The sequence below is a fragment of the Mycobacterium sp. IS-1496 genome, assembly GCF_001499995.1.
GTDB lineage: Bacteria > Actinomycetota > Actinomycetes > Mycobacteriales > Mycobacteriaceae > Mycobacterium.
Map to the genome: position 1 here is coordinate 96,551 of NZ_LQIU01000034.1, position 25,839 is coordinate 122,389.

Annotated in this window: 26 protein-coding genes; 16 read left to right on the forward strand and 10 right to left on the reverse strand. The window is 70.0% G+C overall.

What is annotated here, in order from left to right; translation table 11 throughout:
• Positions 1-33 precede the first annotated feature (33 nt).
• A complete protein-coding gene (ffh, locus tag AU195_RS17510) occupies positions 34-1,596 on the forward strand; it encodes a signal recognition particle protein (RefSeq protein ID WP_059093725.1) in 1,563 nt (520 codons plus the stop codon).
• Positions 1,596-2,702 (forward strand): amidohydrolase family protein, encoded by a 1,107-nt coding sequence (locus AU195_RS17515; protein ID WP_059160325.1) that lies wholly within the window; start codon positions 1,596-1,598, stop codon positions 2,700-2,702. Before ffh ends, AU195_RS17515 begins: the two co-directional genes overlap by 1 nt.
• A 14-nt stretch (positions 2,703-2,716) precedes the next feature.
• On the opposite strand, the gene AU195_RS17520 is transcribed toward AU195_RS17515, so the two are convergent.
• Complete coding sequence (locus AU195_RS17520; RefSeq protein WP_059160439.1) at positions 2,717-3,511, reverse strand: D-alanyl-D-alanine carboxypeptidase family protein; 795 nt, start codon at positions 3,509-3,511, stop codon at positions 2,717-2,719.
• Positions 3,512-3,653: 142 nt separating this feature from the next.
• Positions 3,654-4,529 carry a D-alanyl-D-alanine carboxypeptidase family protein gene (locus AU195_RS17525; protein ID WP_059160326.1) on the reverse strand — a complete coding sequence of 292 codons (876 nt, stop codon included), beginning with the start codon at positions 4,527-4,529 and terminating at the stop codon, positions 3,654-3,656.
• 32 nt (positions 4,530-4,561) lie between these two features.
• Between AU195_RS17525 and AU195_RS17530 the strand changes: the two genes are divergently transcribed.
• Positions 4,562-4,981 carry a nuclear transport factor 2 family protein gene (locus AU195_RS17530; RefSeq protein ID WP_059160327.1) on the forward strand — a complete coding sequence of 140 codons (420 nt, stop codon included), beginning with the start codon at positions 4,562-4,564 and terminating at the stop codon, positions 4,979-4,981.
• A gap of 16 nt (positions 4,982-4,997) precedes the next feature.
• Here the strand turns inward: AU195_RS17530 and AU195_RS17535 are convergent, their stop codons facing one another.
• Positions 4,998-5,636: a class I SAM-dependent methyltransferase gene (locus tag AU195_RS17535; protein ID WP_059160328.1), complete on the reverse strand. Its 639-nt coding sequence runs from the start codon at positions 5,634-5,636 to the stop codon at positions 4,998-5,000.
• A gap of 182 nt (positions 5,637-5,818) precedes the next feature.
• On the opposite strand from AU195_RS17535, the gene rpsP reads away from it, so the two are divergent.
• Genes rpsP through trmD form a run of 4 tightly spaced genes read left to right on the forward strand, consistent with a single transcriptional unit; the run spans position 5,819 to position 7,814 of the window.
• Positions 5,819-6,328: a 30S ribosomal protein S16 gene (gene rpsP / locus AU195_RS17540; protein WP_059160329.1), complete on the forward strand. Its 510-nt coding sequence runs from the start codon at positions 5,819-5,821 to the stop codon at positions 6,326-6,328.
• Between the two features lie 8 nt (positions 6,329-6,336).
• The gene (locus AU195_RS17545; protein ID WP_005148848.1) at positions 6,337-6,579 is read left to right on the forward strand and encodes an RNA-binding protein; all 243 of its coding nucleotides are present in this window, start codon (positions 6,337-6,339) and stop codon (positions 6,577-6,579) included.
• A 16-nt stretch (positions 6,580-6,595) separates the two neighbouring features.
• The gene (rimM, locus tag AU195_RS17550) at positions 6,596-7,117 is read left to right on the forward strand and encodes a ribosome maturation factor RimM (RefSeq protein WP_059160330.1); all 522 of its coding nucleotides are present in this window, start codon (positions 6,596-6,598) and stop codon (positions 7,115-7,117) included.
• Between the two features lie 13 nt (positions 7,118-7,130).
• Positions 7,131-7,814, forward strand: a complete 684-nt coding sequence (gene trmD / locus AU195_RS17555) for a tRNA (guanosine(37)-N1)-methyltransferase TrmD (protein WP_059160331.1) — start codon at positions 7,131-7,133, stop codon at positions 7,812-7,814.
• On the opposite strand, the gene AU195_RS17560 is transcribed toward trmD, so the two are convergent.
• Entirely contained in the window at positions 7,811-8,737 is a 927-nt protein-coding gene (locus tag AU195_RS17560; RefSeq protein WP_059160332.1) for a hypothetical protein, read from the reverse strand. The genes trmD and AU195_RS17560 overlap by 4 nt on opposite strands.
• 321 nt (positions 8,738-9,058) lie before the next feature.
• On the opposite strand from AU195_RS17560, the gene rplS reads away from it, so the two are divergent.
• The 4 genes from rplS to AU195_RS17580 all read left to right on the forward strand — a co-directional run bounded on the left by rplS (position 9,059) and on the right by AU195_RS17580 (position 11,486).
• Positions 9,059-9,400, forward strand: a complete 342-nt coding sequence (gene rplS / locus AU195_RS17565; RefSeq protein WP_059093674.1) for a 50S ribosomal protein L19 — start codon at positions 9,059-9,061, stop codon at positions 9,398-9,400.
• Between the two features lie 51 nt (positions 9,401-9,451).
• Entirely contained in the window at positions 9,452-10,297 is an 846-nt protein-coding gene (gene lepB / locus AU195_RS17570) for a signal peptidase I (RefSeq protein WP_059160333.1), read from the forward strand.
• Positions 10,298-10,385: 88 nt separating this feature from the next.
• Complete coding sequence (locus tag AU195_RS17575) at positions 10,386-11,105, forward strand: ribonuclease HII (protein WP_059160440.1); 720 nt, start codon at positions 10,386-10,388, stop codon at positions 11,103-11,105.
• Positions 11,106-11,180: 75 nt separating this feature from the next.
• On the forward strand, positions 11,181-11,486 hold the full coding sequence (locus AU195_RS17580; protein ID WP_011559372.1) for a DUF2469 domain-containing protein: 306 nt from the start codon (positions 11,181-11,183) through the stop codon (positions 11,484-11,486).
• 12 nt (positions 11,487-11,498) lie between these two features.
• Here AU195_RS17580 and AU195_RS17585 read toward each other — a convergent pair whose 3' ends face one another.
• Complete coding sequence (locus AU195_RS17585; protein ID WP_502687356.1) at positions 11,499-12,668, reverse strand: serine hydrolase domain-containing protein; 1,170 nt, start codon at positions 12,666-12,668, stop codon at positions 11,499-11,501.
• A gap of 76 nt (positions 12,669-12,744) precedes the next feature.
• On the opposite strand from AU195_RS17585, the gene AU195_RS17590 reads away from it, so the two are divergent.
• From AU195_RS17590 to AU195_RS17605, 4 genes are read left to right on the forward strand one after another with little or no spacing between them, the layout of a single operon-like run.
• Positions 12,745-13,518: an HAD-IIA family hydrolase gene (locus tag AU195_RS17590; RefSeq protein WP_059160335.1), complete on the forward strand. Its 774-nt coding sequence runs from the start codon at positions 12,745-12,747 to the stop codon at positions 13,516-13,518.
• Positions 13,519-13,522: 4 nt separating this feature from the next.
• On the forward strand, positions 13,523-15,721 hold the full coding sequence (locus tag AU195_RS17595; RefSeq protein WP_059160441.1) for a thiamine pyrophosphate-dependent enzyme: 2,199 nt from the start codon (positions 13,523-13,525) through the stop codon (positions 15,719-15,721).
• A gap of 20 nt (positions 15,722-15,741) precedes the next feature.
• Positions 15,742-16,962, forward strand: coding sequence for a CoA transferase (locus tag AU195_RS17600; protein ID WP_059160336.1), 1,221 nt, complete (start codon positions 15,742-15,744; stop codon positions 16,960-16,962).
• Positions 16,959-17,774: an acyl-CoA thioesterase gene (locus AU195_RS17605; RefSeq protein WP_059160337.1), complete on the forward strand. Its 816-nt coding sequence runs from the start codon at positions 16,959-16,961 to the stop codon at positions 17,772-17,774. Before AU195_RS17600 ends, AU195_RS17605 begins: the two co-directional genes overlap by 4 nt.
• On the opposite strand, the gene AU195_RS17610 is transcribed toward AU195_RS17605, so the two are convergent.
• From AU195_RS17610 to AU195_RS17625, 4 genes are read right to left on the reverse strand one after another with little or no spacing between them, the layout of a single operon-like run.
• Positions 17,743-20,232 carry a non-ribosomal peptide synthetase gene (locus AU195_RS17610; RefSeq protein ID WP_059160338.1) on the reverse strand — a complete coding sequence of 830 codons (2,490 nt, stop codon included), beginning with the start codon at positions 20,230-20,232 and terminating at the stop codon, positions 17,743-17,745. The genes AU195_RS17605 and AU195_RS17610 overlap by 32 nt on opposite strands.
• Positions 20,229-21,278: an ABC transporter ATP-binding protein gene (locus AU195_RS17615; protein WP_059160339.1), complete on the reverse strand. Its 1,050-nt coding sequence runs from the start codon at positions 21,276-21,278 to the stop codon at positions 20,229-20,231. The genes AU195_RS17610 and AU195_RS17615 overlap by 4 nt, the downstream gene beginning before the upstream one ends.
• Positions 21,275-22,855, reverse strand: a complete 1,581-nt coding sequence (locus AU195_RS17620) for an ABC transporter permease (RefSeq protein WP_059160340.1) — start codon at positions 22,853-22,855, stop codon at positions 21,275-21,277. Before AU195_RS17620 ends, AU195_RS17615 begins: the two co-directional genes overlap by 4 nt.
• Positions 22,856-23,884 carry an iron ABC transporter substrate-binding protein gene (locus tag AU195_RS17625; RefSeq protein ID WP_059160442.1) on the reverse strand — a complete coding sequence of 343 codons (1,029 nt, stop codon included), beginning with the start codon at positions 23,882-23,884 and terminating at the stop codon, positions 22,856-22,858.
• A gap of 383 nt (positions 23,885-24,267) precedes the next feature.
• Here AU195_RS17625 and AU195_RS17630 point away from each other — a divergent pair, with 383 nt between their 5' ends.
• Positions 24,268-24,666: a hemophore-related protein gene (locus tag AU195_RS17630; RefSeq protein ID WP_059160341.1), complete on the forward strand. Its 399-nt coding sequence runs from the start codon at positions 24,268-24,270 to the stop codon at positions 24,664-24,666.
• Positions 24,667-24,728: 62 nt separating this feature from the next.
• Here the strand turns inward: AU195_RS17630 and AU195_RS17635 are convergent, their stop codons facing one another.
• Positions 24,729-25,571: a DUF1206 domain-containing protein gene (locus AU195_RS17635; RefSeq protein ID WP_059160342.1), complete on the reverse strand. Its 843-nt coding sequence runs from the start codon at positions 25,569-25,571 to the stop codon at positions 24,729-24,731.
• Between the last annotated feature and the right edge of the window lie 268 nt (positions 25,572-25,839).

Below are 25,839 nucleotides of genomic sequence, written 5' to 3' on the forward strand. Positions count from 1 at the left end.
GGGAATCAGACCTCGACCGTTAAGGTGGACACCGTGTTCGAATCCTTGTCCGACCGGTTGACCGGTGCCCTGCAGGGGCTGCGCAACAAAGGCCGGTTGACCGACGCCGACATCGACGCGACCGCCCGGGAGATCCGGCTGGCGCTGCTGGAGGCCGACGTCTCACTGCCGGTGGTGCGCGCGTTCGTCGCGCGCATCAAGGAACGCGCCAAGGGTGCCGAGGTCTCGGCCGCGCTGAACCCCGCCCAGCAGGTCGTCAAGATCGTCAACGAGGAGCTCATCGGCATCCTCGGCGGGGAGACCCGCCCGCTGGCCTACGCCAAGACCCCGCCGACGGTCATCATGCTCGCCGGCCTGCAGGGTTCCGGTAAGACGACGCTGGCCGGAAAGCTCGCCAAGTGGCTGCGCGGGCAGGGCCACACCCCGCTGCTGGTGGCCTGCGACCTGCAGCGTCCCGGCGCCGTCAACCAGCTCCAGATCGTCGGCGAGCGCGCCGGTGTGTCGGTGTTCGCGCCGCACCCCGGTACCGCGCCCGGCGCGCCGGAGGTCAAGGGCACCGCTGACCCGGTCGCGGTGGCCGCCGCGGGCCTCGCCGAGGCCAGGGCCAAGCACTTCGACGTCGTGATCGTCGACACCGCGGGCCGGCTGGGCATCGACGAGGAGCTGATGGGTCAGGCCGCCGCGATCCGCGCCGCCGTCGACCCCGACGAGGTGCTGTTCGTCCTCGACGCGATGATCGGCCAGGACGCGGTCACCACCGCCGAGGCGTTCCGGGAGGGCGTCGGGTTCACCGGCGTCGTGCTGACCAAACTCGACGGCGACGCCCGCGGCGGCGCCGCGCTGTCGGTCCGCGAGGTCACCGGCGTGCCGATCCTGTTCGCCTCGGCCGGGGAGAAGCTCGAGGACTTCGACGTCTTCCACCCCGACCGGATGGCCAGCCGGATCCTCGGCATGGGCGACGTGCTGACCCTCATCGAGCAGGCCGAACAGCATTTCGACGCGGCGCAGGCCGAGGCCACCGCGGCCAAGATCGGCAGCGGCGAGCTCACCCTCGAGGACTTCCTCGAGCAGATGCTCGCCATCCGCAAGATGGGCCCGATCGGCAACCTGCTCGGCATGCTCCCCGGCGCAGGCCAGATGAAGGATGCGCTGGCCGCCGTCGACGACAGCCAACTCGACCGGGTGCAGGCCATCATCCGCGGTATGACACCGGCCGAACGCGCCGATCCGAAGATCATCAACGCCTCCCGCCGGCTCCGGATCGCCAACGGCTCCGGCGTGACGGTGTCCGAGGTCAATCAGCTCGTCGACCGGTTCTTCGAGGCCCGCAAGATGATGTCGCAGATGGCAGGCCAGATGGGCATGCCGTTCGGGCGCGGCAAGAACACCCGTAAGGCCGCGAAGGGCAAGAACAAGCAGAAGGGCAAGAAGGGTCGGGGTCCGACACCGCCGAAGAACCGCAACCCGCTCGGCGCGGGCATGCCCGGGATGCCCGCCGGGTTCCCCGACCTGTCGAACATGCCCAAGGGCCTCGACGAGCTGCCGCCCGGTCTGGCCGACTTCGACCTGAGCAAGCTGAAGTTCCCCAAGAACTGATGCGCGCGCTGCACGTGCGCGGCCGCGGACTGCCCGACGGGCAGCCGGTCGAGTGGTGGGTGGTCGATGAGGGCTCGCCCGAAGAGGGTGGATCCCGCGGCGTCTTGCGCGCTGAACCCGTCGCCGGCGCCGACACCGTCTTCGACGGTGGCTGGATCGTGCCCGGACTGGTCGACGCGCACTGCCATGTCGGGCTCGGGCCGGTGCCCGGAGGTGCGGTCGGCATCGAGGAGGCGGCCGCGCAGGCCGAGACCGAACGCGGCGTCGGCGCGCTGCTGCTGCGCGACTGCGGTTCGCCCACCGACACCCGCAGCCTCGACGACCGCGACGATCTGCCGCGGATCATCCGCGCCGGGCGGCACGTGGCCAAACCCAAGCGCTACATCGCCGGTTACGCCGTCGACGTCGAGGACGAATCGCACCTGCCCGCGATCGTCGCCGAGCAGGCGCGCCGCGGCGACGGCTGGGTGAAGCTGGTCGGCGACTGGATCGACCGGTCGATCGGCGATCTGGCGCCGCTGTGGGACGACGAGATCCTCAAGCAGGCGATCGACGCAGCCCACGCCAACGGCGCCCGGGTGACCGCGCACGTCTTCGGCGAGGATGCGCTGCCCGGGCTGATCGGCGCCGGGATCGACTGCATCGAACACGGCACCGGCCTCACCGACGACACCATCGAGATGATGGTCGAACGCGGCACCGCGCTCGTGCCGACTCTGATCAACCTCGAGAACTTCCCGGGCATCGCCGATTCGGCGGGCAAGTACCCGACCTACGCCGCCCACATGCGCGACCTCCACCGGCGCAGCTATGCACGCGTGGCCGCCGCCCGCGAAGCCGGTGTGCCCATCTACGCGGGCACCGACGCCGGCAGCACGATCGCCCACGGCCGCATCGGTGACGAGATCGACGCCCTGCGCGGAATCGGGATGAGCGCGACCGATGCGCTGGGGGCGGCGTGCTGGGATGCGCGCGCCTGGCTGGGCCGGCCGGCTCTGGTCGACGGCGCGCCCGCTGATCTGGTCTGCTACGCCGACGATCCGCGCCGCGGTGCCGCCGTCGTCAACGACCCGGCCATGGTGATCCTGCGAGGCCGGGTCTTCTAGCGCTCGGCCGTAGGTCAGGGCTGGCTGAAGCCCCAGTCGAACAACCCGATCGCCTGACCGTACAGATCGCCGGTGCCGTACATCTGCACCACGACCAGGCGGCGGGTACCACGCTGTGCCGCACCGAGATACGTCTTGCGGGCGAGGTTCGTGAAACCCGTCTTGCCTGCGATGTCGCCGGGGTAGCGGCTGAGCAACTCGTTCTGGTTGGTCAGCGTCTTACCCGGGAACGACGCCGACGGCGACCGCATGATCTGCGCGATCAACGGATACTTCAACGCGGCCCGCAACATCACGGCCAGATCATGCGGTGTGGTGATCGACTCCCAACCGGGTCCGTCGAGCCCGGACGGCGACGAGGCCCTGGTGGCCTTCGCGCCGACCAGCGCGGCCTTGCGGTTCATCGCCGCGACCGCGGCGCGCTGGCCGCCCAGCATGTCGGCGAGCATGTTGGCCGCATCGTTGCCCGACACCATGAGCAAGGCCGCCAGCAACTGGCGGGTGGTGTAGGCCTGGCCGGGTTCGAGTCCGACACAAGAACATTCGACCTGGGTGTGCGACGCGTTGGCCCGCGCGAAGTTGTCCGGCGAGAGATGGTCGAGCACCACCATGGCGAGCAGGACCTTGATCGTGCTCGCGGGGGCGTGCGGTTCGTAGGGATTGCGGCTGGCCAGGACCCGGCCCGAGTCGAGGTCCGCGAGCAGCCAGGCCTGTGCCGGGCCCTCGGGCAGGGTGACGGCGCCCGCCGGTTGCGGTTGGGCAACGGCGGCAGGCGATCCCGTCACCACGCCGACCGACGACATCGTCATCACGAGCGCGCATCCCGCGATGAGCGTCCGCGACCACCACCGCGAACGCGAACAGGCCACGGCGCCAGAGCCTAACGGCGCTTACGCCTCGGATCGGTCTCGAAACCGTTGCGAGTCAATGACATCGTGTTTCGGTCGGCCGCTACAGAGCTCCGACGCTCGCGCTGCGGTCCAGCCCGAAACCCCAGTCGAGAAGGCCGGCCGCCTGATCCCAGTAGGTGGGGCCACCCTCCTTGACCAGCCCGTGCATGAGCACGACCACCAGCCGCCGGCCGTCACGCTGGGCCGCGCCGACGAACGTCTTGCGGGCGATGTCGGTGAACCCGGTCTTGCCGCCGATGGCGCCGGGGTAGCGGCGCAACAGCTCGTTCTGGTTGACCAGGACGGCGTCCCCGGCCTTCGTCGGGAACACCGTCGAGGGCATGGCGGTGATCTGGGCGAACACCGGATCGGCCATCGCTGCCCGGAAGATCACGGCAAGGTCGTGGGGGGTGGACCAGAACGGCATCCCGGGCCCGTCCAATCCCGACGGGGTCGCCACATTGGTGCCGTACGCGCCGAGCAGGGCGGCTCTGCCGTTCATCTTCGCCACGGCGGCGTCCATACCGCCGAGCATGCGGGCCAGCGTGTTGGCGGCGTCGTTGCCCGACACCAGCAACAGGGCCTCGAGCAGCTGACGGGCGGTGTACTCGCGCCCCGGGGCCACCCCGGCACAGTTGCACTCCACCCTGGTGTCCGCCTCCTCGGCCACGATCGTCGTGTCCAGCGGCACCTCGTCGAGCACCACCTGGGCGAGCAGCGTCTTGATCGTGCTGGCGGGGGCGTAGCGGGTGTTGTCGTTGCGGCCGGCCAGCACCTGGCCGGTGTCCATGTCCGCCACGATCCACGCCTCCGCCGGACCGGCGGGAATCGGGACCGACCCAGCGGGCTGGATGTCGATGTCGGCGGTCGCGGCGGGTGCGGCGACGAGCCCCAGCGCGGTGAGCAGGATTGCGAGCAGAGTGACGAGCCTCCCCATGGCGGGTGAGCCTAATCGTGTTCAATCGATCCATGTTGAGCCTGGCGGAAATCTCGGACCGGCTGGAGATCCAGCAGTTGATGGTCGACTACTCCTCGGCGATCGACCAGCGCCGGTTCGACGACCTCGACCGGGTGTTCACCCCGGACGCCTACATCGACTACCGCGCCACGGGCGGCGTGGACGGTCCGTACCCCGAGGTGAAGAAGTGGTTGGCCGACGTGCTGCCCAACTTCCCGGCCTACTCACACCTGGTGGGCAACTTCGACGTCCGGGTGTCCGGTGACACGGCGACCTCGCGCACGATCTGCTTCAACCCGATGGTGATGGGCGGTGACAGCGGACAGGTGTACTTCGTCGGCATCTGGTACGTCGACGAGTTCGCCCGCACCGCCGACGGGTGGCGGATGACCCGCCGCGTCGAGGAGAAGTGCTTCGACAAGCTGGTGTGAGCGCGGCGACGAAGGGTCAGGCCGGTCGCTGGGCGGTGATCGTGTGGCGGGGGAGCCGACCGTCGGCCCGGGTCTGCACGGTGACGGTCAGCCCGGCCCGTTCCAGCGCGGCGACGATGTCGTCCACCGGACGCAGCCGGAAACCGTACGGCGTCACGGGCAGCCGGCGCATCCCCTCCGGATCACCCACGCCGATGGCGGCGCGGCCGCCGGGCCGCAGGGTCCGCGCGAATTCGGTGCACACGGCATCCAGATCGTCGACGAAGTACAGGGTGTTGACGGTGATCGCCGCGTCGAGCGTGGCGTCGCCGAGCGGCAGCGCGGTGAGCGAACCCTCTGCAAGCTGCAGCCGGCCGCTGTCGATGTCGCGGCGGAACTGCCGCCGGGCCCGGTCGAGCATGTCGCCGGAGAGCTCCACACCGTGCACCGTGCCGCCGGTGCCGACCGCGTCGACGAGCAGGCGCAGGCCCGCGCCGCCCCCGAATCCGATGTCGGCGGCAACCCCGCCGGCCGGCACCTGCGCGGCGGCCACCGCCGTCGCGATGGCCTGGCCGTTACCGCGGTTGAGGGCTCCGGCGACGACTCCGCCGAGGCGTCCGTGCGGGCGGCCCAGCTGTTCGGCCATGCTGGTGAGCAGTCTTTGACGTAGTGGCATGGCACCAGTGTGCCCGGTATGAGCGATTTCCGACCGGGCCCGCCGGTCTGGCACAATGGACCGCTGTCCGCCCGCGACTCCGGCCGCGCGGTGGTCACACACGCGAGGCAAAACCGGATCGGGCAACCCCGCCCGCATCGCTGAATTGCAGCGTGGCAACGCATGAGGAGTATCGCTTCACCATGGCTGTCAAGATCAAGCTGACCCGTCTGGGCAAGATCCGCAACCCCCAGTACCGCATCGTCGTCGCCGACGCGCGCACCCGCCGCGACGGCCGCTCCATCGAGGTCATCGGCCGGTACCACCCCAAGGAGGAGCCGAGCCTGATCCAGGTCGACTCCGAGCGCGCCCAGTACTGGCTCGGCGTCGGCGCGCAGCCCACCGAACCGGTGCTGCAGCTGCTCAAGATCACCGGCGACTGGCAGAAGTTCAAGGGTCTGCCGGGCGCGGAGGGCACGCTCAAGGTCAAGGAGCCCAAGCCCAGCAAGCTCGATCTGTTCAACGCCGCTCTGGCCGAGGCCGAGGGCGGGCCGAGCACCGAGGCCACCCAGCCGAAGAAGAAGAAGGCGCCCGCAGCCAAGAAGGCGGCCTCCGACATCGAGGCGACCGCCGATCCGGCCGGTAACGCCGACAAGTCCGAGCCCGCCGCTGAGGGCGAGGACGCCACGGTCGCCGGCGCCACTGAGAGCTGAGCGGCACCGTGAGCTCAGTCGTCGTCGACGCTGTCGAACACCTCGTCCGCGGAATCGTCGACAATCCCGACGATGTGCGGGTCGACATGGTGACCAACCGGCGCGGTCGGACGGTCGAGGTGCATGTGCACCCCGAAGACCTCGGCAAGGTCATCGGTCGCGGCGGTCGCACTGCGACGGCGCTGCGCACCCTGGTCGCCGGCATCGGCGGGCGGGGCATCCGCGTCGACGTGGTGGACACCGACCAGTAGCGAACGAACACCGTTCATGGACCTCGTAGTCGGCCGGGTCGCCAAGGCGCACGGCGTCACCGGTGAACTGGTCGTCGAGGTCCGCACCGACGATCCCGACGCCCGGTTCGTGCCGGGCGCCCAGTTGCGCGGCCGCGCCCCCAGGGGTGGCGCCGAGCGCCGCTATGTCGTCGAATCCGTTCGGCCGCACGGGGGCCGGCTGCTGCTGCGCCTCGACGGGGTGGCCGACCGGACCGCCGCCGATGCGCTGCGTGGAACGGTGTTCCTCGTCGACAGCGAAGACCTGCCGCCGATCGAGGACCCCGACGAGTATTACGACCACCAACTCGAAGGACTGCTCGTGCGCACGGTCGACGGTGCGGACGTCGGCAGGGTGGCCGAGGTGTTGCACACCGCGGCAGGCGAACTGCTGTCGGTGAACACCCCGGAGGGAGCCGAGGTGCTCGTGCCGTTCGTCACGGCGATCGTGCCCCGGGTGTCGCTGGCCGACGGTCTGGTGGAGATCGATCCGCCCGAGGGTCTGCTGGACCCGGAGTAGAGGGTGCGCAGCCGTGCGTATTGACGTGATCACCATCTTCCCGCGCTACCTCGATCCTCTCCGAGAGTCGTTGCCCGGCAAGGCGATCGACTCCGGGCGCATCCAGCTCGGCGTCCACGACCTTCGCGCGTGGACCCACGATGTGCACCGTTCGGTCGACGATGCCCCCTACGGCGGCGGTCCCGGCATGGTGATGAAGGCGCCGGTGTGGGGGGCGGCGCTCGACGACGTCTGCAGCGACGACACGCTGCTCGTCGTCCCGACCCCGGCGGGGCGGCTGTTCGACCAGGCCACCGCACAGCAGTGGAGCACCGAGCGCCATCTGGTGTTCGCCTGCGGGCGCTACGAGGGCATCGATCAGCGGGTCGTCGACGACGCCGCCCGGCGGATGCGCGTGGCGGAGGTCTCCATCGGCGATTACGTGCTCAACGGCGGCGAGTCCGCGACGCTGGTGATGGTCGAGGCCGTCGTGCGGCTGCTGCCCGAGGTGCTCGGCAATCCCGCCTCACACGCCGACGACTCGCACTCCGCGGGTCTGCTCGAGGGGCCGAGTTACACACGGCCGCCGAGTTGGCGGGGACTGGACGTGCCCGGGGTGCTGCTGTCCGGCGACCACGCGAAGGTCGCGGCGTGGCGGCACGAGCAGTCGCTCGCCCGGACCCGGGAGAGACGCCCGGACCTGTTGGGCGACAACTAGATCCGGCCGCCCGGGAACATCGTCTTGACCGCCTGGGTGATGGTGGCGCGGGCTTCGGCGGCACCGGTCGGCTGATCGGAGCCGATCACCATGATGTAGCGGCGGTCCGCGCCGATGACGCCGGTCGACAGGTGCATCCAGTCCGAGCCGATGCAGCACATCCAGCCCTGCTTGACCGCCACCGGCACCGCGTACAGGCCCTCGGGGATGCCGAACCGCTGCGGGTACACCCCGCCGGGCTGGGTGCCGTCGACGCCGTTGGGCGTCGAGGCGGCGAGGTTGTCCACGATCACGTCCGCCTTATCGCGGGGCAGACCGCCCGCGCCGGAGAGCAGCATGTCGTAGTAGCGCACCAGGTCCGCTGCCGTGCTGACGGTGTTCCACCAGCGTCCGTCGCCGGGAGGACGGGTGCCGCCGAGGCCGTAGCGCTTCGCGACGCGGGTGATGATCGCGCTGCCCCCGCCCCGGTTCCAGAAGACCTCGGCCGCGCTGTCGTCGGACGACCGCAACATCGACCGGAAGTTCGCGACGTCCTCGGGTGACAACGGTTCACCGCTGAGCAACAGATCGTCGGCGATGAAGAGTTTCACCACCGACGCGATCGCGATCCCGCGGCCGTTGCCGTTGGACACGAGCTGCCCGGTGTTGCGGTCCTTGATCAGCACGGTGACGTCGGCACCTTCATCGGCGGCCTGATCGGTGGCGAGCCGCACCCGGTCGTCGAGCCCCTCGAACGACGCGGCGGGCTGATCGGGCGATGCCTCGGGTAGCGGCGCCATGGCGCCGTGAGGTGCGACGACGGTGAGGTGCGGGCCGTCGGGATGTGGCGGCGTGCCGTACACGCGCGCCTCACACCCTGAGACGACCACTGCCACGGCCATGCTTGCCGCGGTGGCCGTCAACAGCACCGACGGCCGTCGCATGGCTCTCCTTCTCTCGATAGCTGGGGGCGCCTCTGGCGGGAATCGTCTCGGCGCACCGGGTGCGGCGAACTACTAACCCAAGCCTAACGTGTACCTCGTGGCGTCGCTGATCAGCGCAGGCCGTCCAGAGCGCGGTGCGAGGCGGCGATTTCACTGGACCGGTGCCCGTCTGGCACAATTGAGCAGTTGTCCGCGCAGGACGTGGGGTGCGCCCCTGTCGTCCGCTGCGGGATACGCCCCGAAAGCGTCCGTACCCACCGGCCCGGCGCGCGCTGTTCGCACAGCCCGCCCACGCCGCAAAGCAACAAGGAAGTGTCACCGATGAACACGCTGGACTTCGTTGATCAGGCGTCGCTGCGCGACGACATCCCGGCTTTCGGCCCCGGCGACACCGTCAACGTGCACGTGAAGGTGATCGAGGGCTCGAAGGAACGCATCCAGGTCTTCAAGGGCGTCGTCATCCGCCGCCAGGGCGGTGGCATCCGCGAGACCTTCACGGTGCGCAAGGAGAGCTACGGCGTCGGCGTGGAGCGTACGTTCCCCGTGCACTCGCCCAACATCGACCACATCGACGTCGTCACCCGTGGTGACGTCCGCCGCGCGAAGCTGTACTACCTGCGCGAGCTTCGCGGCAAGAAGGCGAAGATCAAGGAGAAGCGCTGACCCGCCACGGCGCTGACGGGCATCGGTCCGTGTGCTGGCTAGTCTGAAGCCGTGACCGATAAGCCCGAGTCGTCGTCCGAGGACGTTGTCGGCAGGCCTGAATCCGACGCCGAACCGCACGCCGACGACCAGGACGAGACCCCCGGCCGCAAACACTCGGCGCTGCGCGAACTGGCCATCCTGGTCACCATCGCGATCGTTCTGTACTACGTGATGCTCACGTTCGTCGCGCGGCCGTACCTGATTCCGTCGGAGTCGATGGAACCCACCCTGCACGGGTGTCCCGGCTGTGTCGGTGACCGCATCATGGTCGACAAGGTCACCTACCGGTTCACCGAGCCGGCACCCGGCGACGTCATCGTGTTCAAGGGTCCGCCCAACTGGAACATCGGCTACAAGTCGATCCGGTCGGACAATCCCGCCGTTCGCTTCCTGCAGAACGCCCTGTCCGTCGTGGGATTCGTCCCGCCGGACGAGAACGACTTGGTCAAGCGAGTGATCGCGGTGGGCGGTCAGACCGTCGAGTGCCGCGCGGCCACCGGACTGACCGTCGACGGCAAACGGCTCGAGGAGCCGTATCTGGACCCCAAGACGATGATGGCCGACCCTGCCGTCTACCCCTGCCTGGGCAACGAGTTCGGGCCGGTCACCGTCCCCGAGGACAAGCTGTGGGTGATGGGGGACAACCGCACGCATTCGGCCGACTCGCGCGCGCACTGCACGAACCTGCCCGGTGACGCGCAGCGCGGCCTGCTGTGCACCGGTGACCCGGAAGCGGGCACCATTCCGGTGGACAATGTGATCGGGAAGGCACGGTTCATCGCCTGGCCGCCGGGGAGATGGGGCGGCGTCGGGTCGGTGAACCCGCAGACCGCCACCGCCGATCCGAACCAGTAGGGACCGTAGGAGAACCGCGAATGAGCCGCTTGCGCGAAGAGCCGGGGGCTTGCGATGAGCGCTTGCGCGAAGAGCCGGGGGCTTGAGCTTGCCGGCGTCCTGGCCGCCCCGCACGGTGATCCGCAAGGCCTCCGGTCTGCGCACTCTGGAGTCGGCGCTCTACCGCAACGGGCTCGGGCCGGTGGCGGGGGTGGACGAGGTGGGCCGCGGCGCCTGCGCCGGCCCACTGGTGGTCGCGGCGTGCGTGCTCGGGCCGAACCGGTTGGAGAGCCTGGCCGCGCTCGACGATTCGAAGAAGCTGGGCGAGAAGGAGCGCGACCGGTTGTTCCCGCTGATCCGCCGCTACGCGCTGGCGTACCACGTGGTGTTCATCCCGTCCGACGAGGTGGACCGGCGCGGGGTGCACGTCGCCAACATCGAGGGGATGCGGCGGGCGGTGGCCGGTCTGTCCGTGCGGCCGGGTTACGTGCTGTCGGACGGATTCCGCGTGCCGGGGCTGCCGACGCCGTCGCTGCCGGTGGTCGGCGGTGACGCCGCGGCGGCCTGTATCGCGGCGGCCAGCGTGCTGGCCAAGGTCAGCCGCGACCGGTTGATGGTGGCGATGGAACGCGATTACCCCGGGTACGGTTTCGCCGAGCACAAGGGGTACGGCACACCGGCGCACACCGCCGCCCTGGCCGAACTCGGACCGTGCCCGCAGCACCGATATTCGTTCATCAACGTGCGCCGATTGGTCACCGCGGGTACCCCGCAGATCAGCGGGGGGCTGACCGATGCCGAACCCGGGCAGTGCTGTGAACTCGGGTAGGGGGAGGATGGCGATCAGCCGCATGAGTGGACATCGACCGGCCGTGCCATACCGACGTGAAGGACTGCAGTACTGATGAGCGCCGAGGATCTCGAGAAGTACGAAACCGAGATGGAGCTGTCGCTGTACCGCGAGTACAAGGACATCGTCGGGCAGTTCAGTTACGTGGTGGAGACCGAGCGCCGGTTCTATCTGGCCAACAGCGTGGAGATGGTGCCGCGCAACGCCAACGGCGAGGTGTACTTCGAGCTGCGGTTGGCCGATGCGTGGGTGTGGGACATGTACCGGCCCGCCCGATTTGTGAAACAGGTTCGGGTGATCACGTTCAAGGACGTCAACATCGAAGAGGTGGAGAAGCCGGAACTGCGGCTGCCGGAGTAGCCGACCGCGCTCTCACCGGAATTCGGCGGCGATCGCGTCGAACGCCGCGATCGTGGCCCTCAGTTTGTCGTCCTCCTCGGGCAGCGCCCAGCTCGACAGTTTTGCCGCGACCACGCCCGCGGGCCGGTTGACGTAGATCATCTGGCCGTGGATGCCCAGGCACAGCACCACGTCGTCCCCCGGGTACGGCAGCCAGCACTTGTTGCGGTACATCCCGCCCGGGAAGCGGGCGGTGTCGCGGCCCGCCGCGAACGCGTCGCGGGAGTCCGCACCGCCGGTGAGTGTGTCGGCGATCCAGGACGGCGTCACGACCTGGCTGCCCGTCAGCGAGACTCCGTCGTTGAGGAACAACGTGCCCACCCGGACCAGATCGCGCAGACAGGCGTTGATCCCGCCGTCGAACATGCCGGTGCCCTCGCGGTCGACGCCGATCACCGCGTCGGCCTGCGCCCCGATGCGACTCCAGAGCAGGTCCGACATCAGGGTCGGCATGCGGGTGCCGCCCGCGGCTTCACACACCCAGCCCAGCACGTCGGTCTCACACGAGCGGTAGTCGAACGGCCCGCCGTGCGGGCTCTTCCGGCGCAGGGTCAGCAGGAAGCCGTACATGGTGTCGGGCAGGTCCGGCACCGTGCGAGGCGCCCAGCCGATCGCCTGTTCGAGCAACCGCACCTCGGCCAGTGGGTCGAGATAGTCCTCGGAGAACGCGATGCCCGAACGCATGTCGAGCAGGTGACGCACGGTCGCGCCGGCATAGCCGCACTCCGCCAACGCCGGGACGTAGGTGCTCAGCAGGGCGTCGGGTGCCAGCGCGCCCTCGCCGATCAGCACCCCGGCGACCGTGGCGACCAGGGTCTTGCTGACCGACATCAGCAGGTGCGGGGTGTCGGGGAGCATGCCCGCCGGATACCGCTCCTCGAGGACCTCGCCGTGGCGGGTGACGATCCACCCGTCGGTCGCGGTCGCGCCCATCACGTCGCCGACGGTGTCCGTCCCGCCCGGTAACACGATGTCCGACAGTGCAGCAGCCCGTGCGGGCATCTGTGCGACGGGGCCGGTGCCCCGCGAGATCCGCGCGGTGGGCAGGAAGTCGGCGAGGTGCTGGAAAGCCCAGTGCAGATGGGGAACGGTCTGCCAGTTCTGCAGGGTCAGACCGGGTGGGACGTGTCCGGGCTCGCTCACACCGCAGACCCTAACCGCGCCTGCCGGCATCGACGTTCGGGCGGTGCACGTGCGACACAGTTGACACACTGAACGCGTGCGATCCACCGCCAGATGCTGGCTCACCGACATGGACGGCGTGCTCGTCCGCGAAGAGCACGCCCTTCCGGGCGCCGCCGAATTCCTCGCCCGACTCGTCGAACGCGAGCGACCCTTCCTGGTGCTGACGAACAACTCGATCTTCACCCCGCGCGACCTGGCGGCCCGGCTGGCGCGGTCGGGGCTCATCGTGCCGGAGGAGTCGATCTGGACCTCGGCGCTGGCCACCGCGACGTTTCTGGCCGACCAGTTGCCGGGCGGGTCGGCCTACGTCATCGGCGAGGCCGGTCTGACCACCGCGCTGCACGAGGCGGGGTACACGCTGACCGACGTCGCACCGGATTTCGTGGTGTTGGGGGAGACCCGCACGTACTCGTTCGAGGCGATCACCAAGGCCGTCCGGCTGATCCTCGGCGGTGCCCGGTTCATCGCCACCAACCCGGACGTGACCGGCCCCTCCGCGGAGGGGCCGCTGCCGGCCACCGGATCGGTGGCCGCCATGATCACCAAGGCCACCGGCAGGGAGCCGTATTTCGTGGGCAAACCGAATCCGATGATGTTCCGCAGCGCGCTCAACCGCATCGAGGCGCATTCGGAGAGCACGGTGATGGTGGGCGACCGGATGGACACCGACGTCGTCGCGGGCATCGAGGCGGGTCTGGAGACCATTCTGGTGCTGACCGGGTCGACGAGCGTCGAGGACGTCGAGCGGTATCCGTTCCGCCCGAGCCGGGTGCTGCCCTCCATCGCCGAGGCCATCGACCTGGTGTGACGTGATGGCTGACAGCACCAAACGTGAAGCCCTCGACGAACACTTCACGACGACGATCTCGGCCCTGCCCGAGCCCACCGCACCGCGGCGCGGCGACGACGACCCTGTGCGTGACGGTTCGACGGTGACGGTGCGCGAGGCGCGTGCGCTGTTCGGTGCCGCGCTCGCCAGCCGGCACCTCGACCTCGCCGCCCGATGGCTGCGCGCGCAGGGCCGCGGTTACTACACGATCGGATCGTCCGGCCACGAGAGCAACGCCGCGGTTGCCGCGGCGCTGCGGCCCACCGACCCGGCGTTGCTGCACTACCGCTCGGGCGGGTTCTTCATGGCCCGCGCCCAGCAGGTCGACGGCGGGCTCACCCGCGGGATCCGGGACGTGCTTCTTGGGCTCGTCGCGGCCACCGGCGAGCCGATCTCCGGTGGTCGGCACAAGGTGTTCGGCCGCGCCGACCTCAGCATCATCCCGCAGACCAGCACAATCGCCTCACACCTGCCGCGTGCCGTCGGGGTGGCGTTCTCGACGGCCCGTGCCCGCAAACTCGACGTGGCCTGCCACTGGCCGGACGATGCGGTCACGGTGTGCAGTTTCGGCGACGCCTCGGTCAACCACTCGACCGCGGTCGGCGCGCTCAACACCGCCATGCACACCGCCTATCAGGGCATGCCGATGCCCCTGCTGTTCGTCTGCGAGGACAACGGTATCGGCATCTCCACCAAGACACCGCGGGGCTGGGTCGCCCGCACGTATGCGCGGCGCGAAGGGTTGCAGTATTTCGCCGCGGACGGGTCAGACCTGGTTGACAGTCTCGAGACTGCCAGAGCCGCAGCCGAATACGTGAGAAGTCACCGTCGTCCCGCGTTCCTGCACCTGACCACGGTTCGGCTGATGGGCCACGCGGGATCCGACTACGAACCGGGCTACCGACGTCCCGACGAGATCTTCGCCGACTTCGAGCGCGACCCGGTGCTCAGTGCCGCGAAAGCGTTTGTCGCCCACGGTGTCCTGTCACCGGCGGAGGTGCTCGAGCGATACGAGGCCACCCGCCGCGAGGTGCTCGACCTGGCCGGCGAGGTGATGGACGCGCCGCAACTCGACAGCGCGGCCGCCGTCGAACGGCCGCTTCGCGAGACCCTCGACGAGGCGGTCGCCGCGTCGAGCGCTCCCGCGCCGTGGGAACCGTCCGCCTCGCCGGTGACGGTGGCGCAGGCCATCAACCGCGCCCTGGCCGACACATTGGCCCGCCACCCCGAGACGCTGATCTTCGGCGAGGACGTGGCGCGCAAGGGCGGCGTGTACGGCGTCACCCGCGGCCTGCAGCAGAAGGCCGGTCAGGCGCGGGTTTTCGACACCCTGCTCGACGAGCAGGCCATCCTCGGTCTCGCCCTCGGCGCCGGGGTGTCCGGCCTGCTGCCCATTCCCGAGATCCAGTACCTGGCGTACTTCCACAACGCCGCCGACCAGATCCGCGGCGAGGCCGCCACGCTGCAGTTCTTCGCCGACCGGCAGTACCGCAACCCCATGGTGGTGCGCGTCGCCGGCTACGGGTACCAGAAGGGCTTCGGCGGGCACTTCCACAACGACAACTCGATCGCGGCGATGCGCGACATTCCCGGGGTGGTGATCGCCTCTCCGGCACGTCCGGACGACGCCGCGGCGATGATGCAGGCGTGCGTGGCCGCGGCGAAGACGGCGGGGGCGGTGTGTCTCTACCTCGAGCCGATCGCGCTGTACCACACCAAGGATCTGCACATCGACGGCGACGAACAGTGGCTGGCGCCGCTGACGGGGACGGCAGCCCCGATCGGCCGGGCGCGTACCCACGGCGACGGCGCCGACCTGACGATCCTCACCTTCGGGAACGGGCTGTGGATGAGCCTGCGGGTGGCGCGGCGGCTCGAACGCCTGCACATCACCACCCGCGTCGTCGACCTGCGCTGGCTCGCGCCGCTGCCCGTCGAGGACATGCTCCGCGAGGCGCAGGCCACCGGGCGGGTGCTCATCGTCGACGAGACCCGCGAGACCGGTGGGGTGGGTGAAGGCGTACTCGCCGAGCTGCTGGCCCACGGATACACCGGCCGGGTCGACCGGGTGGCCGGCCGTGACAGCTTCATACCGCTCGGCGACGCCGCACTCCAGGTACTGCTGAGCGAGGACACCATCGAGGCGGCGGCGATCAAGCTGGCCCGCACGGCGGGCGGTTGAGCGCTTGCTAACTTGAGCGGATGCCTGCAACGGATCCGGTCCGGCCGCTCGCCGGGGTACGCATCGTCGAGATCTCCAGCTTCGTCGCCGTACCGCTGGCGGGGATGACGTTGACGCAGTTGGGCGCCGAGGTCATCCGGGTCGACCCGGTCGGAGGCGCCGCCGACTACCGGCGCTGGCCGCTCACCGACGCCGGCGACAGCATCTACTGGGCCGGTCTGAACAAGGGCAAGCGATCGGTCGCCGTGGACATGCGCAGTGCCCAGGGGCAGGATCTGGTGACCCGCCTGATCGTCGACGCAGGGGTGTTGATCACCAATGTCGCAGGGCGGGAGTGGCATTCGTACGACACGCTGTCCGCGCGCCGGGCGGACATCATCCATGTCGAGGTGTCGGGGCGCGCCGACGGCGGCACCGCGGTCGATTACACCGTCAACGCCGCCACCGGATTTCCCTTGGTGACCGGGCCGCCCGAGCTGGCGACCCCGGTCAATCACGTGCTCCCGGCGTGGGATGTGTCCTGCGGTCTGTATGCCGCGCTCGCGGTGACGACCGCGCTGCGCCACCGCGACGGCACCGGCGCCGGTGCCCGCATCAGTATTCCGCTGGAGAACGTGGCGCTGGCCACCGCGGGCAATCTCGCGTTCCTCACCGAAGCGATGGTGACCGGGGAATCCCGTCCGCGCCTGGGGAATTCGCTTTACGGCACCTACGGCCAGAACTTCGTCAGCGGCGACGGCGCCGCGTTCATGGTGGTGGTGCTGACCAATCGGCACTTCCGTGACCTCACCGAGCTGACCGGAACCGCCAAGGCCGTCGCCGCACTGGGTGAGGCGCTCGGCGCCGACTTCACCGACGAAGGGGACCGCTACCGTCATCGCGACGCGCTGACCGGGCTGTTCACGGTCTGGTTCAGTGCGCACACCGCCGACGAGGTCGCGTCGGCGCTGTCCGGTACGTCGGTCCTGTGGGAGCGTTACCGCAGCTTCGCCGACGTGGCAGGCGACGCCCGCGTCACCGCCAACCCGCTGTTCACCGAACTCGACCAGCCTCGCGTCGGTCGTCACCTGGCGCCCGGTCTGCCGGTTTCGTTCGACGGCGCCTACCCGCCCGCGGTCGCCGCGCCCGCGCTGGGCGACGACACCGCTGCGGTCCTGTCCGAGTGGCTCGGCATCTCCGCCGATGAGGTCTCCCGCCTCGCCGAATCCGGTTCGGTCGCAACAGGATCGGGCGGCGCGTGAGCCGCCTGCTCGAGCTCCTCGACGTGGCCGCGGGGGGGCGCGCCGACACCTGGGTGGGACCGCCGAGCGGACCGGCGGGCAAACGCGCCTACGGCGGCCAGTTCGCCGCGCAGAGCCTGGCCGCGGCCGCGCGCACCGTGGACTCCGACCGCCCGCCGACCGCGATGCACCTGCAGTTCCTGCGCGGTGGTGAGGCGGGCGACGCGGTCGGCTACGACGTCACCGCGGTGTACGACGGCCGCACCACGGCGTCCCGGCGGGTCGAATCGCGCCAGGCCGGCCGGCTGCTGACCACCGCGACCGTGTCGTTCGCGGTGCCGATGGCCGGTCCCGAACACGGCCACCGTCCGCTGACCACACCCGGCCCCGAGGATCTCGAGCCCACCGGACCGCCCGGCCCGGCGCCGTCGGTGCCGCTCGACGAACTCGACATCCGCGTCGAGGACGACGGGTCCGGCGAGGGTTTCGTGCGCCGGTTCTGGTGGCGCGCCACGGTCGCCCTGCCCGACGATCCGCTCCTGCACACCTTGATCGCCGTCTACGTAACCGACCTGTACATGATCGACCCGGCCCTGCAGGTGCACGGACACTCGATGCGGGCCCGGACCCATCGCAGCGGCACCACCGATTCGTCGGTGTGGTTTCACCAACCGGTGCGCGCCGACGAATGGAACCTGCTCGAGTCCAGCTCGCCCGCCGCCGCCCGCGGCCGCGGGGTGATCACCGCGAGCCTGGTCCGCGCCGACGGTGTCATCGCCGCGACACTGGCGCAGGAGGGGCTCATCGCCGAGCGGGAACCGCGGCCGCACTGACGCTCGGCCTGCGGTCGCGCAACCGCCGGCGGAGCAGCGTCAGCGCCCGGGTGAGCAGCACCCCCACCGCGATCGACGCGGCGACGCCCAGTGCGGGGCGGCCCTCGAACAGGGCGTACACCTGGAAGTGCGTGAGATAGGTGTACAGCGACGCCTCGCCGACGACGCCCGCGACCACGGTCAGCCCCGGCGGGCAGCGCAGAGCCGGCAACCAGATCAGCAGTACGAAGCCCGCGAGCACCAGCATCTCGCGGTCGGTGTTCTCGAAGTACCCGTACAACCCGACCACCAGGGCCGCCGTGACCGCGATCCGCTGCCACGGTGTGCGGGCCTTCGCGGCGGCCCAACCGGCGGCGAAGAACCAGAACGTCAGCATCGTGAACCAGGCCTCGCGCCCGAGATCCAGCCCGAGGACGTCGTAGCGCAGCGCCAGCCCGACGGCCAGGAAGCCCACGGAGAACGCGAACGGCCGGCGCCGCTCGGCCCGGTCCGCGGCGGGCAGCGCGATCAACGCCGCCAGCGCGACAAGGGTCCACACCATGACCTCGACGAACCACAGCCGCCCGGCGGTCATGCTGTCGTGCGGGCCGAGGAATTTGTTGGCCAGCAACAGGTTCGACAGGTGGTAATCGTCGGTGACCAGCAGCGCGATCACCACCCAAACCACCGACGGGACCGCGATCCAGGCGATCGTGGTGCGCAGGTGCCGCACCCGTTGCGCACGCGGGGCGGGCGTCAGGCAGAAGCGGCCGAAGTTGTACCCCGCGATCCCGAGCAGCACATGCGCCCCGCCCCACAGTTCGAACAGGGTGGCGTGCGACCCGACGATCAGCACGATCGCGACGGCGCGCAACGCGACGCTGGTCTCCAGCGTCGCGGTCCAGCGTCGGCGTCTCGGCGTGGCCTGAGACTGCAGTTCGCGCAGGGGGGTCCGCTGCCAGTCGCCGGGCAGCCGGCCCAGCGCCCGTTCCAGCCGCACGGACATGGCCACGTAGGTCAGCGAATTGCCGCCCAGGTCGACGAAGCTGGCATCCGGGTCGATGTCGTCCCTGTCGAGGTGCAGCACCTCGGCGAACACGGCCGTCAGATCCGCGGTCGGCGGCGTGTCGTCGATCGGGGCCGCCAGCGCCCGGACCGCGGGGTAGTCCGGTTTGCCGGTCGGCAGCACGGGCAGCTCGGCGACGGCGACGACGCTGACCGCGCTCGACGGAACCCCGGCGGCCTCGGCGGCCAGTCGCGCCACCTCCGCCGGGCGGTGGGGTGCGGCCGCGGCGACGACGAGGCGGTCGTCGAGGTCGGTGCACAGGGCCGCCACGCCGCGGTCGCGCAACGCCGTCTCGAGCCGCTGGAGATCGATGCGGAGGCCGTACATCTTGACGAACCGGCTGCTGCGGCCGATCACCTCGTAGAGGCCGTCCGGGCGGCGGCGGGCGATGTCGCCGGTGTGCAGCGCCTCGACCTCGTCGCCGCGCGAGAGGTCGGCCGACCCGTGCGCGTAGCCCATCATGACGTTGTCGCCGCGGTAGACGAGTTCGCCCGCGGCGTCGGCGGCCGGCCAGCCGTCGAGTGGTTCGATCGTGAACGAGCCGCCCGGGATCGGCACACCGATGCAGCCGGGATGCGTGGCGGCGAGGTCGGGCGGGAGATAGGCCATCCGGGCGGTGGCCTCGGTGGCGCCGTACATCACGACCAGCCGCCAGCCGAGCGCCGTGCCGAGTTCTGCGTAGCGCAGCACCCGTTCGGGGGCCAGCCGCCCGCCCGCCTGGGTGATGTAACGCAGGTCCGGCAGGTCCATGGTGTCGAACCCGATGCTGTCGAGCAGGTCGAACGTGTAGGGGACACCGGCGAAGGTGGTGCCGCGGTGGCGGCGGAACAACGCCCAGAACTCGTCGTCGACCACGGAGTGCTCGGTGAGGATGAGCGCGGCGCCGCGCAGCAGGTGGCTGTGGATCACCGACAGGCCGTAGCAGTACGACATCGGCAGTGTCGTTGCGGCGCGGTCGCTTTCGCGGATGTCGAGGTAGTCGGCGATGGCGCGGGCGTTGCTGAGCAGGTTGCGCCGCGACAGCCTGACCAGCTTCGGCGACCCGGTGCTGCCCGACGTGGACAGCAGCAGCGCGAGGTCGTCGTGCAGGCGGTGCACGCTGCCCGCGCGACGTGGATGCAGGCCGTCCGCGTCGACGACGACGTCGGGATCGTAGGAGGCCGTCAACTCGCCGTGGTCGCGGCCCGCCGGAACCGGCAACACCACATGGCCACCGGCCAGGGCCCCCAGGTAGTGCACCAGGGTCGGGAGGTCGTTGCGGGTCTCGAGCAGCACCAGGCGGCGGGTGTCCCCGAGTCGGGCGGCGACCTCGGACACCCGGTCGGCGAGGTCAGCGTAGGACAGCCGCCGGGAGTCGGTGAGCACCGCTGTCCGATCGCCTTGCGCGCGAAGGTGTTCGACGAGGCCGCTCATGCCAGCACCGCTCCGTGGCCTACCACCTCGATGCGCACCTTGGCGTCGACGGGGGGTGGGGAGAGGCTGTGCTGGCGGACGACGATCGGCGCGGCGTCACCGGCCGGGTCGATCGTCAACAACACGTCGTGGCCCAGGAATTCGATGCCGATGACCGTCCCGACACCGTCGAGCCGCCCGCTGTCGTCGACGACCGTCGCCACGAGCTGTTCGGGGCGCAGCACCAGGGTGGCCGGACCGTCGTCGGCCGCCACCGGGATGCGTCCGAGGGCACTGTCGGCCACGTTGCCCGAAACGGTGCACGGCAGGGTGATGCAGTCGCCGAGGAACTCGGCGGTGAACCGGTCCACCGGCTGGCGGTAGACCTGTTCCGGCGTGCCCACCTGGGTGAAGCGGCCGTCGCGCATGACGGCCACCTGATCGGCCACCGACAGCGCCTCCTCCTGGTCGTGGGTGACCAGCAGCGTGGTCACGCCGGCGCGGGTGAGGAGCCCCGCCACGGCTTTTCGGGTGGACGCGCGCAGTCCGGTGTCCAAGGCGCTGAACGGTTCGTCGAGCAGCATCAGGTCGGGTTCGCGGGCCAGCGCACGGGCCAGCGCGACGCGCTGCTGCTGACCACCCGACAGTTGGTGCGGCCGGCGCGGGGCGAATGTGGCGTCGAGCGAGACGGTTTCGAGCAGTTCGGCCACCCGGGCGCGCACGGCGGCGCTCCGGGCACTACCGGGCAGGCCGTAGGCGATGTTCTGGCCGACCGTCAGGTGGGGGAAGAGGGCACCGTCCTGGGCGACATATCCGACACTGCGGCGGTGTGGGGGCACCGCGCTCGTCGCGCTCGCGACCTGGCGGCCGGCGATGGTGATGGTTCCGTCGTCGGAGGTCTCGAACCCGGCGATGAGGCGCAGCAGCGTGGTCTTACCGCAGCCGGAGGCCCCGACGATGGCGGTCAGGCTGCCCGGTGCCACGTCCAGGTCGATGTGATCGAGCACGGTGCTGCCGTGGAACGTCTTCGCGAGCGCGCGGACCTCGAGAAGGGCGGGGCCGGTCACTGGGCGGCCCCCTTCGTCGACTGTTTGAGCAGGATCATCGTCACCGGGACCGCCAACAGGACCAGCACCAGTGCGAACGGGGCGGCGGCCGCGTAGTCCAGTTCGCTGGCGTAGGACCAGAACCGCATCGACAGCGTACGGGTGCCGGTGGGGGCCAGCAGCAGCGTCGCGGTCAATTCCGTTGCGACAGCGACGAACACCATCGACGCGCCGGCCGCGGCGGCGGGTGCGGTGAGACGCAACGTGATGTGCAGGAACGTCACGGTAGGGGAGCGGCCCAGCGAGCGGGACGCCTCCTCCAGGCCGGTCGGTACCTGGGCGAGCCCGGCGCGCACGTTGACCAGGGCGCGTGGCATGAACAGCAGGACGTAGGCGAACACGATCAGCGCCACGCTCTGGTAGAGCGGGCGCACGACGTGGATGGTGACGGTGACGAGCGCCAGCGCGGTGACGATGCCGGGCAGCGAACTCGTCACGTAGTTGGCGCCTTCGACCGCGCGGGCGAGGAAACCGCTGGACCGCACCGCGACCCAGGCGACGGGGAACGCCAGCGCCGTCGTCAACGCGGCGGCGATCCCGGCCAGCGCGATGGTCTGGCCGAGTGCCTCGCCGATGTCGTCGAACGCCCACACCTCGGCGCCGCCGATGTAGAGCCAGCGCAGGATCGTCCACACCGGAACGCCGAGGGCCAACACGGCCAGCACGGCCAGCGTCACCTGGGCGCCGATCATGCTGCGGCCCAGGTGAACCGGCGTGGCGGCGCGTTGTGCCCCGGAGCCGATCCGCGCGTAACGCGCCTTTCCTCGAGCGGCGCCCTCGGCGAGGAGCAGCGTCAGGCACAACACCACCAGCACCCCGGCCAGCATGCTGCCCGCCGCCCCGTCGAACGTCACCTGGAACTGCTGGAAGATCGCGACGGTGAAGGTGTCGAAGCGCACCATCGCGAACGCGCCGAACTCCGCGAGCAGGTGCACCGCGATCAGCAGCCCGCCGCCGAGGATGGCCAGTCGCAGTTGGGGCAGCACCACCCGGAAGAACACCCCGGCCGAATGGGACCCCAGCGCGCGCGCCGACTCCTCGACGGCCGGATCGAGCCGGCGCAGCGTCGCCGCCGCGGGCAGATACATGAACGGGAAGTAGGACAGCGTGGTGACCAGGACACCGGCCCACAGTCCGTGCAGCGACGGGATGACGCCGACCCAGGCGTAGCTGTTGACGAACGCCGGCACCGCGAGCGGCGCGACGAACACCGGACGCCAGAACGCACGGCCGGGCAGGTCGGTGCGTTCCACCAGCCACGCCACCCCCACGCCGATCACCACGCACAGCGGAACGGTGACCGCGACCAGCGCGACGGTGTTGACCAGCAACTCGCCGACGCGTGGCCGGACCACCAGTTCGTAGGCCCGGCTCCACCCGATCGAGATCGCGCCCCACACCACGTAACCCAGAGGGATCAGCGTGGCGGCGACCAGGATCGCGACCGTGCCGGAGACCAGTGGGCCGGGCCGGGCGGTCTTGTCGGACCGCGTGACCGGTGTCACGGGGGGCGGAACGGGCGGGGCGGCGGCGACCACCTACAGCAAGCCAGCCTTCGTCATCAGATCGGTCACTTTCTGTGCGTCCAGCGTCGAGGGATCGACCGCAGGCGCCTGCAACGTGTCCAGCGGCGGCAGAGCGGGATTGGCCGGCACCCCGCTGGCGACCGGATACTCGAACGACGTGCCCTTCTCGAGCACCTCCTGGCCGGCCCGGCCGGTGATGAACGTGATGAACTGCTGCGCCTGGTCCTTCTTGTCGCTCGACTCGAGCACACCGCCGCCGGAGAGGCTGACGAACGCGCCCGGATCCTGGTTCTTGAAGTAGTGCAGCGCGGTGTTGCCGCTGATCTCCTTGGTCTTGGACTGATCGCGGAACCAGTAGTAGTGGTAGATCACGCCGCCGTCGACCTCACCGGCGTCGACCGCCTTGAGCGTGGCGATGTTGTCGTTGTAGATGACCGCGTTGGCCTTCATCCCGGCCAGCCACTGCACCGTCGCGGGTTCACCCTCCAGCTGCAGCAGGGCGGCGACGATGGCCTGGAAGTCGGCCTTCGCCGGCGGGGCGCCCCAGCGGCCCTTCCACTCGGGCCGCTGCAGGTCGAGCAGCGACTTCGGCAACTGATCGGCCTTGAGCCGGGACGGGTTGTAGACGAACACCGTGCTGCGCGCCGCGACCCCGGTCCACTTGCCGGTGGCGGGGCGGTACTGCGCGGGAACCTGTTGTGTCGTGGCGGCGTCGAGGTCGGCGAACAGCCCGGCGCGCTCGACGGCGGCCATGGCGGGCGAGTTCTCGGTCAGGAAGACGTCGGCGGGTGAGGCATCACCCTCGGCGACCAGTTGGTTGCCCAGTTCGGTGTCGCCGCCCTGACGGTAGGAGACCTTGATCCCGGTCTCCTCGGTGAAGGCGTCGATCCACTCCTTGGTCAGCGACTCATGCTGCGCGTTGTAGATCAGCAGGTCGTCCGAGTCGTCCGAACTCGAGCAGGCGGCCAGACCCGTCACCACGGCGAGGACCGACACGACGGTGACGATCGGGCGGGCGATCCGGCTCAAACGTGGTCGCATCCAGTGCATCCTTTCCGCGCCACGGGCGCTGTGACCTGAGGCAGACCTAAGTGAAGATACCCTTCCCTACCTGCCGGCCGGGACCTTGTCGCTGACTGCACGCGCTGATCGCGATGCCCGCAATCCGGTGACCGGTAGCTGTCACGATGCGGTCACGATGTCGTGATGACACTCTCTGGGTTCTTATGTCGCGCGCCGATGCCTTAACCCACACTCAGGAACTCGCCCCGGATTGAGGCCGACATCACTGCTGTACCTGTAACGCGTTTCGCATTCTGACCAGGCGTTTTTCGGGCCCGAAATGATCCCTTTTTGCGCGGGTACGTTGGCCTCTGGTCGCGGGGGAATGCGACCGTTCATCACACAGACGAGGAAGACAAGACATGACCATGTCATCGAAAACCGCGCGCCGCGGGATCGCCGGCGCGTTTGCCGCCTGCGCTCTGGGCGGTGTGGCCGCGGCGACCATCGCGCTGCCGACGGCGGCGGCTCAGCCGGCCGCGTGCGATGCCAACGGCTTCGCCACCACGGCCGGCGGTGTGCTCAGCGCCGCCGGTGGCTACCTGGCCACCCATCAGGGCGCCAACGACGTCCTCACCCGGGCGGCATCACAGCCGGCCGGCGAGGGTGAGGCTTCGGTCCGGGCGTACTTCACCGCCCACCCGAACGAGTTCGTGGACCTGCGCAACATCGCGCGGCCGCTGATCGATCAGCGCAATCAGTGCGGGGTGACGGTGCAGCCGGGCCAGCTCGCCACGCTGTTCGACGCGCTCGCCGAGTAATCCCGGCGACGACGAACCGCCGCCGCAGCGACGCTGTGGCGGCGGTTTCTTCGTCTCAGCGGTCAGAGGCGGCCGTGGCGGCTGCGCACGAAGCTGTAGGCGCCGAACGCGGCGATGCCGATCGCGGCGACGATGAGCAGGAACTTGCCGAACGGCGCCTGCCCGAGCGTCTTGACCGCGGCGTCGAGTCCGGAGGCCTTGGCGGGGTCGGCCTGCAGGGTCGCGACGATGACGAGGATGCCCGCACCGGCGAGGACGAGGCCCTTGGCCACGTAACCGGCGACGCCGACCGCGGTGATACCCCGTCCGCCGGCGGCCCGCAGATCCTCGAGGAACTTCTTCGTCGCGCCCTTGTAGACGTGGTAGCCGCCGACGGCGATGACGCCCAGGCCGACGAGGATCAGCAGGGCCTTGCCCCATCCGTGCTGCATGAGCTGCGCGGACATCCCGGAATTCTGCTGGCCGCTGGACTGACCGCCACCGGTGGCGAACTGCATGGCGGGGAAGGCGATCGCGAAGTTGGCGATCGCCAGACCCACCGACTTGGCGCGCTTCCACGCGGGGCTGTCGCCCTGAGCTTGTCCGTACTGCTCGCCGGGCTTGGATCCGACCACCGCCTCCGCCAGGCGCCACAGGCCCAGCGCCAGGAGCCCGATCGTGGCGATCCACAGCACGACCTTGCCGCCGGTCTGGCCGGCCAGCGTCGCCAGCGCCCCGGACTGGTCGGCGCTGCCGCCGCTGCCGAGCGCGATCTGCAGGATGATGTAACCGACGAGCAGGTGGAGCACGCCGCTGGCCGCGAACCCGGCCCGGGCGGCGTATTCGAAGGCGTTGCTGTCGGTGGCCCTGCTCACGGCGCCGTGGGCGCTGCCTTGGGCGCTGCCGTAACCGGGTCTGGCACTCATGCTCTCGAACCTCCTGCGTCGGTGCAGTCGCGTGGACGGACGGCTACGGGTCCCCCTTTTTGACGGACGTGAAACTCGGGGGGCGCCGACGTCCTGATCCCAGGCGTCACATCTGCACCTGATTGGAGCCGGTGTGTGTCGTACGAAATGTGATATCGCCGGTGATAGCGGCCCGCTCTCGGTCTTGTTCCTGTGGATGATTCGGCGCCTGGGGATAACCCGGTGTGGTGGTCGGGTCGGTGTCGGTGGTGCTGCGCAGGGTCGGGGC